Here is a 12,125-nt window from a genome sequence, read left to right as displayed (position 1 = left end):
TAATTAATATTATTAATGTTAATTATGAGCTTGACAATTGTGAATATATAAGATATAGGGCAGAGAAATAGCTACGGAAACAAGCATTCGATCGCCCGATCGCGAAAAATTCCCGATTAAATTATCACAAGATCGAGGCTTGAGAACCAGAAAACCATACAATGGTGGTTATTTTGACAGTAGTGCTAGTATTAAGAATTTAAAAGCTGCGGGCATTGAAGCTTGCCTCTGACAAATGCCTTCTGCCTTATACCTTCTGACGAATGCCGTTTGATGATAATGCCTGCTCCTATTGAATTAATCTGGGCTGTTATTGGTTTGCTGCTGACGATAGGAGGCACTTTTTTGCCTGCATCTGTCACAATTCCGATTGGGTTGTGGGACGATCGAGGACTTCAGGCGTACTCTTTAGGTGTTACCTATCAAATTGGCGCCGTTTTGCTAGTAGGCTGCATGGGGGGAAAAAATGCTGCGGCTCTCTCGCAAATTGCTTATTTGGCATTAGGATTAACTTTGTGGCCAGTTTTTTCTCAAGGCGGCGGCATCGGCTATCTCAAAGAAGCGAGTTTTGGGTATTTGCTGGGTTTTGTGCCTGGTGCTTGGGTGTGTGGCTGGGTGGCTTTTAAGGTAGCTTCGCGGCTGGAATCTATGGCTTTTAGCTGTTTGTGCGGTTTGTTCACTGTTCACGCGATCGGCTTAATTTATCTAATTTTTACTTACTGGCTACCTCCGGCAAAAAAAACACCTTTATTTGATGAGATTCTTAAATATTCGGTTTATCCCCTGCCGGGACAATTGGCAGTAGTTTGTGCGATCGCAGTGCTGTCATTTACTTTACGCCGCTTGATGTTTTATTAATTCGGGAATTGAGAATTGGGAATGGGGAATTGGTAATCGGTAATCGGGGATTGGTTGTTGTGTCAAATAAGGTTATACTATCATTGCCCAACGGGAGAGTCATCTCGCTGCGGCTGGGATTGCTTTGCTGCACTGCATTCTGCTGACAAAAACCAGCGAAATTTGAGTAAATTATCCCATGCCCGATGCCCCCTATTCAATTGCCTAATTCATGCGTTTTAAAAGAAATCCCTTGTTCTGGATTGCTGCTGTTATCAGTTTAGTTTTAGACCACCTGACTAAGTTTTGGGTGGTGCAAAATTTTGACTTGACGATTCCTCCGCAGACGCAGCCGCTGTTACCCGGAGTGTTTCACTTCACTTATGTTGTTAATACCGGTGCGGCTTTTAGTCTGTTCAGCAATGGCGGGGCGAATTGGTTGCGGTGGCTGTCTTTGGGCGTTAGTGTCGGATTGATTGTGCTGGCTTGGTTCGGGCCGCGAATTAACCGCTGGGAACAAGCTGGCTACGGTTTGATTTTGGGGGGAGCACTGGGGAACGGCATAGATAGATTTGTTTCGGGTCATGTTGTAGATTTTATCGATTTTCGGATAATTCGGTTCCCCGTATTTAATCTGGCGGATGTGTTTATTAATGCTGGGATTATCTGTTTGTTGATTGCAACTTTTCACAGTGCACCGCCTACTCCGACTACTCCGAGAACTCAGGACGATCGCGATTCTATTTCAGACTAACTTTCAAAAAGTCAATCGATTTTCGATTTTCGATTTTCGATTTTCGATTAACCACCCACGGGCTGTACCGTTCTCAGGTTTATCGGATGCGGAGCTTTGTTTGCCGATCCACAGATGAATCCGGAGGCGTGGCAACCAATTGCTTTCGGTCATTTGTCAGTTGTCAGTTGTCAGAAGGTATAGGTATCAACTTAAAGTTAGGGTCATTTATGAGCTATAATTATATTTTTTAGTGCTAAGGCTAAACTCGATCGCCATTCAAAATACTTTGGTTACAAAGCCCCGGATTTATCCGTGGGATAAATTCCCCAATCTAAAATCTAAACTCCCCAATCTAAAATCTAAAATCTAAACTCCCCAATCTAAAATCTAAAATCTAAAATCTAAAATCGGATGACTCCTAATCCATTTGCCCAAGAACGCTTACTATTTGCCCCAGCAACGCCCGATGCTGACGCTATCCCGACTATTTTTGCTTTTCCCAACGAGTACACGGTGGGTATTACCAGTCTCGGCTATCAGATAGTATGGGCAACTTTGGCGGTGCGATCGGATATTGAAGTAGGTCGTTTATTTACTGATATTCGCGAACCACTTCCCCGACATCCAGAGTTACTGGGATTTTCGCTTTCTTGGGAACTAGACTATGTAAATATTCTCAATTTATTGGAATCTCTAGAAATTCCGATTTGGGCGTCAAAACGAACTGATAATCATCCGATAGTATTCGGCGGTGGCCCGGTTTTTACGGCTAATCCCGAACCTTTTGCCGATTTTTTTGATGTGATTTTGCTGGGAGATGGCGAACATCTCATAGACAATTTTATTGATGCTTGTAAAGAAGTCCGTACCGCCGACAGAAAAACTCAATTGCGGCATTTAGCCCAAGTTCCGGGAGTTTACGTCCCCAGTTTGTACGAAGTAACTTATCTGGATGCGACTGAGGGGATTAAATCGATTCAGCCTGTTGATTTGGGAATTCCCAGTATGGTTGAAAAACAGACGTATCGCGGCAATACTTTATCTGCTTCCACTGTAGTGACGGAAAAAGCGGCTTGGGAAAATATTTACATGGTGGAAGTGGTTCGTAGTTGTCCAGAAATGTGCCGTTTTTGTTTGGCAAGTTATCTGACTTTGCCGTTTAGAACGGCGAGTTTGGAGGATTCGTTAATTCCGGCGATAGATCGCGGTTTAGCTGTGACTAATCGTTTGGGTTTGTTGGGTGCTTCGGTGACTCAGCACCCGGAATTTGAAGCGTTGCTGGCTCATTTGAATCATCCGAAATACGACGGCGTGCGCTTGAGTCTTTCTTCGGTACGGACGAATACGGTGACAGTTAAGCTAGCAGAAATTTTGACAAACAGAGACAGCAAATCTGTGACGATTGCCGTGGAAAGCGGGAGCGATCGCCTCCGCAAAATCGTTAACAAAAAACTCACCAATGACGAAATTATTCAAGCTGCTATCAATGCTAAAGCTGGTGGATTAAAGGGAATTAAACTTTACGGAATGGCGGGAATTCCAGGTGAAGAGATGGAGGATTTAGAGGAAACGGTAGCAATGATGCGGGCGATTAGAAAAGCTGTTCCCGGTTTGCGGTTGACTCTGGGATGCAGCACTTTTGTCCCGAAATCTCACACTCCTTTTCAGTGGTTTGGAGTGAATAAAGATGCAGAGAAGAGGCTGAAGTTTTTAGATAAAGAATTGCGGAAGTTAGGTTTAGAATTTAGACCTGAAAGCTATAACTGGTCTGTGATTCAGGGGTTGCTCTCTAGAGGCGATCGGCGGTTGTCTCGGCTGTTGGAATTAGTGCGGCATTACGGCGATACTTTGGGCAGTTATCGACGGGCATTTAAGGAGTTGCGGGGACAGTTGCCTGAGATGGATTTTTATGTTTTTCAAGAGTGGGAATTGGAGCAGGTTTTGCCTTGGAGTCATTTAAAAGGGCCGCTACCGGAGGCGACTTTGAAGAAGCATTTGGCTGAGGCGATGAGTCATTTTAGGACGAAGGATTTGCAGTTGACGACTTAGGAAATAGCGGATGCGAAAGTGCGTTAGCGAAGCCCTCGAAGAGGATCGCATCTTTGCAAGTAAGTAGATTGAAAGCTAACTTAACAAGATAAAATAAGGAGCGACGTACTATAATACAATTATGCCAGAAGTTCAACCCAAGGAAATTCAGCGTTATGTCACCTCAGATGGCAGAGTACCTTTCGCTGAGTGGTTTGATTCCTTCAAAGATACAAACACTCAAGCCAAGATTCGATCTAGGCTAAATCGGGTTGTTACTGGTAATTTGGGAGACTATCGTTCAGTTGGAGAAGGAGTTTGCGAACTCAGAATAGACTATGGCCCTGGTTTCCGAATCTATTTTGGGCAAGTTGGAACAACAATTGTGCTTCTCCTCTGCGGTGGAGATAAAAGCACTCAAAACCGAGATATCCTCCAAGCAAAAGAATACTGGACAGATTACAACAGGATTTAAAACAATGGCTAAAAGTATTCCAGATCATCCGTTTTTGATTGAATCTCTGAGAAAAAACCCGGCATTGTCAGCCGCCTATATAACGGCAACTATAGAGGAAATCGACCCGGAACCTGAATTGCTGAAACTTGCTCTGGGCGATGTAGCAGAAGCTTTGGGTCAACCGAAAATGACTCCTGAAGAATATGAATTGCACTTAAAAAAACTGGATGAATTGCTATCGCAGCAAGGAAATGATGCGATTTACAATCTAGGAACTTGGCTGAATGCTTTTGGATTGAAACTAACTGTTGCTGTTTGTACGGATACAGAGGATAATACTGCAAATGCTGAAACGCGATCGGAAATAACTGTTTAACTTAATCTAGAAAATGCCCAATTTTAAATATTCGTCGCTGATTAATGCCACCGTTGAAGCAGTCTGGAACTTTCACGAAAGGCCCGACATTCTGCAACTTTTGACTCCGCCTTGGCAACCGGTGAAAATCATTCGCCGCGAAGGGGGACTCGATGTGGGTGCTGTATCAGAATTTCGCCTGTTATTGGGGCCGATTCCTGTAAAATGGGTGGCGACTCACACTCGGTGCGAACAATATCGCTTGTTTGTTGATGAACAAACTGAGGGGCCAATGGCACGTTGGACTCACCGACACGAGTTTACCTCAGAAAATGGCAAAACTAGATTGACAGATGCGATCGCATTTTCGATACCGGGCGGCCCGATTGTCGATTTGCTGTTAGGTTGGTGGGTGGAAATGCGGTTAACAGATATGTTTCGCTACCGCCACGAAGTCACAAAAAGAGAGTGCGAGAAAAATGCCAACAACGGCTGAATATTACTGTGCTTTCTGCGGCGAACAGAGTAAAACTTTTGTTGATATTAGCGGTGGTATGGAGCAATCTTATATCGAAGATTGTCAGGTTTGTTGTCGCCCGAATGTTCTGTATGTCAGAATAGATGAAGATACCCTGGATATTGAAATAGATACTGACTATCAAGAATAAGTGACTATCAAAATGTATGAATTGCATTTGATGCAGACTTGGTAGAATTCATAAATCTTGAAGCTGCTGCTTCTACGAAAGCCTGAAAAATTCGAGAGTTGAACGAACAGTTTGGTGACATTTCCGGGTGCCATTGAATTGCTATCATCCAAGGGTGATAGCAGTGTTCCATTGCTTCTACCAAAGTGTCAGGTGCATCGGCTACAATTCGCCAATCGGATGTTACCTTCCGCACTGCTTGATGATGCCAGGAAACAACTGTTGTTGAAGTTTGTCCCATAATTTTTGCTAGCCGACTGTTTGGCTCAATTTCAATGGTATGCTCGATCGCACGCGGGGGAATTCCCGATCCGTGATTAACCTCATCTCCGTAAGCATCCGGTACGTGAATCACCAAACTGCCGCCGCTGGCTACGTTCAACATTTGCATTCCCCGGCAAATCCCCAACACAGGTATATCAGCTTTCAAAGCTAGCTTTGCTAAGCTTAATTCAAAATTGTCGCGTTCTGCATTAACCGAGTAAACTGTGCGATCGACATAACCGCCATAAAGTTCTGGGTTGATATCTCCGCCCCCGGAAAAAATCAAACCATCTACTGCATCCAAAATACTACCCGGATCTAATTGATTGGGCGGCAATAAAATCGGAATGCCACCAGCCGCCTGAACAGCATCAATATAAGTTCCATTTAAGCGATATGCGCCTGCTGAACAGCGGTTATGTGTTGTGATGCCAACGATAGGAAATTTTTTCATTTGCTAGAAACTGGGAAATAATTATTTAGATTAATACTCGGATTTTGCACTATTTGTAATCAGTCTTTTATCGGCGGACTCCAAGCCCACCCACAATAAAACTTACTTATTGTGAAACAGGCATCTTGCCTGTTTCTTGTCTGATTTATTGTGATTTATTCCTAGATTAAACTGAAAATTCCCTGCACGGCTGTCTAATTTGTAACAGTTTTAGTATTAGTTTCTGGCAGCGGTTTGCGCGTACACAGATAAGCCAACGGCCCGAACAGCGGTACTAATGTTACTGCCCAAAATGCTGTAGAGTTCTGCATTCCTCGGCGCGCCATATCGTCTCCTAATAAGGCAGGAAATAGCAGGCAAAGTATACAAAAATCTAAACTGCTTACATGGATAAAACGGCTGGTTTGCCACTGTCCAATAAAATCAGACCAATCGCCTTTTGTCAAGCCAAAGGCAACTAAACCAACAGCAGCTAATGTTAAGAAAATTCCAGTAAAACGGGAGTCTAATATCTTTAAAAAGATATTTTTATGACCGGGAAATTCTGGATTCGGTTCCCGCAGGGCTAAATAAGGCAGCAAGGCAAAGGCACCGACGCCAAAGGATAAAGTGGCAAATAACCATGCAGGTATTTTCTGCCCCCTGCCGTCAGCAAATAAGACGCAACTGTAGATGAGCGGCCAGACTCCCATGATGTTGAATAAAGCTACAATTAAAGGGTTGATGCCTGCTATTTTGCCTGTGGAAAGATTGGTAATTAGTGTGATGGTTTTTTCTGGGCTGTCGGGTGGTGCAAATACAAAGGCGTAGGTGATAAATGCAATCCACAGCAGCCCAAATCCAATTTTTCTGAACATAGTTAGTTTTTCTGACTTCTGATATTACTATAACAATCTTAAAGGGTTTTTCAATAAGACTTTTTTATTTACCGCAGAGGACGCTATTGACGCAGAGGAAGAGAGGAGAATATCTGAATGTATTGCTATTGGGTATTGCGGGTTTTGGGCAGATTGCTAAATTTTTGCATAAATTGGCGATCGATCCAATCTTTCCAATACCACAGCAGCGCCGATTCCCACATGAAAGATCCGCGAGATGCGATCGCCCTTTTATTCCCAGTACCAATTAACCCTAAGTATTGTTCCTGCGGTGCAAAGGGTTTGAGGGGTTTTCGCAATAAAAACTGCTGCAAGTTTTCAAACAGCGGTTTGCCCTGACGCACGGCAAACACGCCTGCTTTGGGACGGGGATAATTAACCATCGCAGCGATATCGCCAGCCCCAAATACGTTGGGGTGAGAGACTGATTGCAGGCAATCGTTGACTTGCATAAAGCCGTTTGAGTCGGCTGCTAAACCGGATTCTGCGATCCAATTGGCTGCCGATGCTTGTGTCACCCAAAAAATGCGATCGCACTCTAATTCTAAACCTGATTTACAGGAAATTTGGTAATTGGTAGGGAATTGAGGGTTGGTTTCTCTCTCAATCTTTTTTACTGCACAGACTTTTTCCTGCAAATGCACTTTAACGCCACGATTAATCAGAATTTCTTTAAGGCGTCGGCGCACCCGCTGATTGTGTCCCTGCATCAATTCAGCGCGGCTGTGAAACAAATGAATTTCTAATTCTTCTTTCTTCCCCCTTCCCTTTTCTCTTTTATGTCTTTCGGTGTACCTTAATATCCATCCGTTAAATCCGTTACAGAATCCGTTGCCGAACCCCTCTTCCTTCCCCAATCGAGATTGCATATTTAAGGCTAATTCTACACCACCTGCACCGCCACCGACAATTGCGATCCGCAGCGGTTTATCGGGATGATTTTGCCTAGATTGTATCAACTGATTCCAGCTAGCTAAAAACTCCGGTACGGGTTTAGCTGCAATTGCATATTCTGCCGCACCCGGTACAGATAAAGTCGCGGGAGTGCTGCCGATATCCACAGAAAGCAAATCAAAATTAACCGAAGGGTGAGTTTGACAAATAACTAAGTTTTTGTTAAAGTCGATCGCGATCGCCCGATCGACCAATATTTGACATCCAGCAAATTCAGCGAGCGATCGCAAATCGATGTGACATTCATCATAACCGTAAAACCCGGCAACGTGCCCCGGCAGCATTCCCGAATAAGGCGCGTGCAGGACATCGCTAATCAGAGTCAAACGCACTCCAGGCAGCGGTTTGATGCCGAACATTTTTAATACAATAGCATGACTGTGACCGCCACCAATTAACACTAAATGTTTCACAATTACAGATGTTCGATCGAAATATTCCAGCACCGATATTGTACAGCACTCGCATTCCTTGGGCCACACTGTCCGGTAAAGAGAGCTTGCAGTGCGTAATGAATGATTTCCCAGCACTTTGACATAATGCTCTCATCTACTCTCTGTCTCATAGATTATACTTCGCTCAGTGGCGATCGCATAACATCAATCCACCTATTGCACTTAACCGATTCCACATTCAGCGCCAATGGCTGTAGACTGTAGAGCGAGCAAATTTTATCACCAAATTATGCCGGGGTGTGTTTCAATAGCTAACTCACCATTCAAAACTATGACATTACGCATCATTCCGCGCAGTTGGCAGCGATCGATTAAAACTCTTTTCCCGCTTCTGTTTGCCCTCTCATTCATTATAGTATTGCTAGCGAACAACTTCATTCCGGCGATCGCCCAGCAACCCCGCCAGGAAATTCGCGGCGTTTGGATGACGACAAACGACAAAGACATTCTCAGAGATCGTCGCAAACTAGGAGATGCTGTCAGCCAATTAAAGCGGTTAAATTTCAACACAATTTATCCCGTAGTCTGGAATTCTGGCTATGCAATGTATCCCAGCTATGTAGCGCAGCAAAGAGACATTCAACCCTTTGTTTACAGAGGGTTAGACGGACAAGATATGCTCGCCGATTTAATTGATAAAGCTCACCGCCAAGGCCTGTTAGTGATTCCTTGGTTTGAGTTTGGTTTCATGGCTCCCCCCACATCAGAATTAGCCTTAAATCATCCCGAGTGGCTGACCCAAAAACAGGACGGCAGCCAAACATCAAACGACGCGGGCGGGGAAGTAGTTTGGCTCAATCCCTTTCATCCAGAAGTCCAGCAATTCATTACCGAACTCGTACTAGAAATCACCACTCAATACAACGCCGACGGCATTCAATTTGACGACCACATGAGTTTGCCGGCAGAATTTGGCTACGATGACTACACAATTGCTTTGTATACCAAAGAAACAAAAAAAGCTCCGCCCAAAGATTTTCAAAATCCAGCATGGGTGCAGTGGCGAGCCAATAAAATTACGGCTTTTATGTCGCAGCTAAATCAAGCCGTCAAAGCAGTCAAACCCAATGCAATTTTCTCGATTTCTCCCAATTATTACGATTTTGCTTACAAACATCACCTACAAGATTGGCTGGCTTGGGTGCGTTTGGATATTGCCGACGAGCTAATCGTGCAAGTCTACCGTCCCAATCTAGAATCATTTGTGGACAAAATTAACCGTCCAGAAATGCAAGAAGCACAGCAAAAAATTCCCACCGGAGTTGGGATTATGACAGGTTTGAGGAATAACCCAGTACCGATTCACCAAATTAAATCTCAGGTGCAAGCAGTCCAAGGATACGGCTTAGGTGTCGCTTTCTTCTACTACGAAAGCTTGTGGGAATATGCACCAGAACCCCTCGCCCATCGACTTTCTCAATTTAGTGCTTTCTTCCCGTCTTCTGCATTCCGAACAGCGCTACAAATACCCAGACGCGCGGCGACTTTTCCTCCGCCTGCGCCACCCAAACCAGACCCGAAAGCTAAGCCAGAGCAACCTACCAAAAACAGCCAACCTTCCCCATTACCAACCACGTAAAATAATTAAAAAGTAGGGTGCGCCTAGCGCACCTTACCGCGAGATCAATCATTAATCATCAATAAAAATGCAAACTAACCAAAAACTTTTACTTCCACAAATGGGCTGTGGCACTTGGGCCTGGGGCAACAGATTTCTCTGGGGCTACAATGAAAGTATGGACGAGGAATTGCAAGCCGTTTTCAATCTTTGTGTTAGTAACGGCGTCACTTTATTCGATACCGGCGACTCTTACGGAACAGGGAAATTAAACGGACGCAGCGAGCAGCTTTTGGGGCAGTTTTATCAAGAATATCAAGATAAAAATAAAGACAGTATTTGTATTGCGACAAAACTGGCTGCTTATCCTTGGAGACTGACGCGACAATCAATGATATCGGCTTGCAAAGCCTCTGCTGCGCGCCTCGGAAAAAATGTAGATTTGGTACAAATGCACTGGTCTACAGCCAATTACGCTCCTTGGCAAGAGGGGGCGCTTTTAGACGGTTTGGCTGACCTTTACGAGCAAGGATTGGTCAAGGGAGTGGGCTTGTCTAATTACGGGCCGAAACGCCTGAAATGGGTGCATCAGAAATTTAGCGATCGCCAAATTCCTATTGTTACTTTACAAGTGCAATATTCGCTACTCTCCACCTATCCGGTAACAGAACTCGGATTGAAAGATGTTTGCGATGAATTGGGTATAAAATTGATTGCTTACAGTCCTCTAGCCTTGGGGTTGCTGACGGGTAAATACTCCGAAAACGGCTCTCTTCCTAAAGGTATCCGAGGTTTGGCGTGCAAGCAGCTACTTCCGGGAATGCGAGCGCTTTTGGAGTGTTTGCGAGAAATAGCGGCATTCAGGAACAAGACTGTTTCGCAGGTAGCCATCAACTGGTGCATCTGTAAAGAAACTATTCCGATTCCGGGGGCTAAATCTGTGGAACAGGCGAGGGATAATATTGGTGCTTTGGGGTGGGAGTTAGACTCGGGCGAGATTGCCGAATTGGATAAAGCGGCGGCGAGTGTAGATAAGAAAATGGTGCAGAATATCTTTCAAACTAGATAATTAGATAGCGGTAAGGTGCGGACTGCGCACCCTACATATAAAGCTAACCGCAAAAATTTTCCACACACCGCACAAACATTTCTACACCCATCCCCAGCGCAGTTTCATCAAAATCAAAACGCGGGTGATGGTGCGGGTAAGCTAAGTTTTTCTCTGGATTTGCTGAACCCAAAAAGAAATAACAACCGGGAACTTCTTGCAAAAAGAACGACATATCCTCGCCGCCCATTGTTTGGCATTCGGGAACGATTCCTGCAGGAGTTTCGACAACTGATTCTGCCACGCCGCGGACCAATTCAGCTATTCTCGAATCATTAATAACTGGCGGGTAAAGCGAACAATAATCTAATTGGTAATTTGCCCCGTGACTCTGACAAATTCCGGCAATTACTTGCTCGATTCGCTGTGCAAAATAACCTTGATATGCTGGATTGAAATAGCGCACCGTGCCACCGATTTGAGCGGTGTCGGCAATGACGTTGTGGGTGTGGCCTGCGTGGAATTTGCCAACAGTTACTACCGCTGAGTCGATCGGGTCAATGTTCCGCGCGACAATTGCCTGCAACGCGCTGACAATTTGGGCTGTAACTACGATCGAGTCCACAGTCTGATGTGGCATTGCGCCGTGTCCACCTTTGCCAAAAATCGTGCACTCAAAAACTTCTACAGCCGCCATCAAAGCCCCGCTGCGGACGCCTACAGTACCCAAAGGTAGATTGTTCCACAAATGCAAGCCCACGATCGCATCAACATCAGGATTCTTCAAAACTCCCGCTTCAACCATCGGTTTTGCGCCTCCTGGCCCTTCTTCGGCGGGCTGAAAAATAAATTTTACTTTACCCGAAAAGCTGTGTTTGTGCTTTGCGAGATAACAGACAGTACCGAGGGCGATCGCAGTGTGGCCGTCGTGACCGCAAGCGTGCATAATTCCATCATGCTGCGATCGATAATCCACCTCATTTTCCTCTTGAATAGGCAAAGCATCCATATCTGCCCGAATTGCCAAAACCCGCCCCGGTTTGCCGCTGTCTATAGTGGCGACAATACCAGTTTTAGCAATATTAGTTTGATGCTCTATTCCCCATTCCTGCAACTTTTGCGATACAAACTGCGCCGTTAAATTTTCATCAAAACTCAACTCCGGCTTTTGGTGCAAAAGGCGGCGCCATTCGACTAGCTGAGGCTGCAAATTTCTAATTTCCAGCCGCAACTGAGATAAATTTACAGAAGTTAAATTCGGTAAAGTAGAAACCATTTTTCATTCTCCTTATAGCAATTTGTGAAACTCTCTCTTCTCTTTCTCTGTGTTCTCTGCGCTCTCTGCGGTTAAAATAAAATCTTAGTTTTTAACCACAGAGGCCGCAGAGTACGCA

At 44.7% G+C, this 12,125-nt stretch carries 13 protein-coding genes; 9 read left to right on the top strand and 4 right to left on the bottom strand.

Going from position 1 to position 12,125, the window contains the following annotated elements; all coding sequences use genetic code 11:
• Positions 1-279 precede the first annotated feature (279 nt).
• From QUA33_RS00960 to QUA33_RS00930, 7 genes are all read left to right on the top strand, one after another.
• The gene (locus tag QUA33_RS00960; protein WP_006635529.1) at positions 280-858 is read left to right on the top strand and encodes a biotin transporter BioY; all 579 of its coding nucleotides are present in this window, start codon (positions 280-282) and stop codon (positions 856-858) included.
• A gap of 211 nt (positions 859-1,069) precedes the next feature.
• Positions 1,070-1,591 (top strand): signal peptidase II, encoded by a 522-nt coding sequence (gene lspA, locus QUA33_RS00955; protein ID WP_333145737.1) that lies wholly within the window; start codon positions 1,070-1,072, stop codon positions 1,589-1,591.
• A 393-nt stretch (positions 1,592-1,984) separates the two neighbouring features.
• A complete protein-coding gene (locus tag QUA33_RS00950; RefSeq protein WP_333145735.1) occupies positions 1,985-3,622 on the top strand; it encodes a radical SAM protein in 1,638 nt (545 codons plus the stop codon).
• Positions 3,623-3,743: 121 nt separating this feature from the next.
• Entirely contained in the window at positions 3,744-4,076 is a 333-nt protein-coding gene (locus QUA33_RS00945; protein ID WP_194008965.1) for a type II toxin-antitoxin system RelE/ParE family toxin, read from the top strand.
• Between the two features lie 4 nt (positions 4,077-4,080).
• Positions 4,081-4,434, top strand: a complete 354-nt coding sequence (locus QUA33_RS00940; protein ID WP_333145733.1) for a transcriptional regulator — start codon at positions 4,081-4,083, stop codon at positions 4,432-4,434.
• 13 nt (positions 4,435-4,447) lie between these two features.
• Positions 4,448-4,909 (top strand): SRPBCC family protein, encoded by a 462-nt coding sequence (locus tag QUA33_RS00935; protein ID WP_333145731.1) that lies wholly within the window; start codon positions 4,448-4,450, stop codon positions 4,907-4,909.
• Positions 4,893-5,081, top strand: a complete 189-nt coding sequence (locus QUA33_RS00930) for a CPXCG motif-containing cysteine-rich protein (RefSeq protein ID WP_333145729.1) — start codon at positions 4,893-4,895, stop codon at positions 5,079-5,081. Before QUA33_RS00935 ends, QUA33_RS00930 begins: the two co-directional genes overlap by 17 nt.
• 7 nt (positions 5,082-5,088) lie before the next feature.
• Here QUA33_RS00930 and QUA33_RS00925 read toward each other — a convergent pair whose 3' ends face one another.
• From QUA33_RS00925 to QUA33_RS00915, 3 genes are all read right to left on the bottom strand, one after another.
• Complete coding sequence (locus QUA33_RS00925; RefSeq protein WP_333145727.1) at positions 5,089-5,838, bottom strand: gamma-glutamyl-gamma-aminobutyrate hydrolase family protein; 750 nt, start codon at positions 5,836-5,838, stop codon at positions 5,089-5,091.
• Positions 5,839-6,032: 194 nt separating this feature from the next.
• Positions 6,033-6,695: a DUF2834 domain-containing protein gene (locus tag QUA33_RS00920; protein WP_333145725.1), complete on the bottom strand. Its 663-nt coding sequence runs from the start codon at positions 6,693-6,695 to the stop codon at positions 6,033-6,035.
• Between the two features lie 125 nt (positions 6,696-6,820).
• Positions 6,821-8,083 carry an FAD-dependent oxidoreductase gene (locus tag QUA33_RS00915; protein WP_333145722.1) on the bottom strand — a complete coding sequence of 421 codons (1,263 nt, stop codon included), beginning with the start codon at positions 8,081-8,083 and terminating at the stop codon, positions 6,821-6,823.
• Between the two features lie 229 nt (positions 8,084-8,312).
• Between QUA33_RS00915 and QUA33_RS00910 the strand changes: the two genes are divergently transcribed.
• Positions 8,313-9,704, top strand: coding sequence for a glycoside hydrolase family 10 protein (locus QUA33_RS00910; protein WP_333099128.1), 1,392 nt, complete (start codon positions 8,313-8,315; stop codon positions 9,702-9,704).
• A gap of 67 nt (positions 9,705-9,771) precedes the next feature.
• Positions 9,772-10,752 carry an aldo/keto reductase gene (locus QUA33_RS00905; protein WP_333145720.1) on the top strand — a complete coding sequence of 327 codons (981 nt, stop codon included), beginning with the start codon at positions 9,772-9,774 and terminating at the stop codon, positions 10,750-10,752.
• A 43-nt stretch (positions 10,753-10,795) separates the two neighbouring features.
• Here the strand turns inward: QUA33_RS00905 and QUA33_RS00900 are convergent, their stop codons facing one another.
• Complete coding sequence (locus tag QUA33_RS00900; protein ID WP_333145719.1) at positions 10,796-12,007, bottom strand: M20 family metallopeptidase; 1,212 nt, start codon at positions 12,005-12,007, stop codon at positions 10,796-10,798.
• Between the last annotated feature and the right edge of the window lie 118 nt (positions 12,008-12,125).

The sequence above is a fragment of the Microcoleus sp. Pol14D4 genome, assembly GCF_036701245.1.
Lineage (GTDB): Bacteria > Cyanobacteriota > Cyanobacteriia > Cyanobacteriales > Microcoleaceae > Microcoleus.
This window is presented reverse-complemented; position numbering and strand designations above follow the sequence as displayed.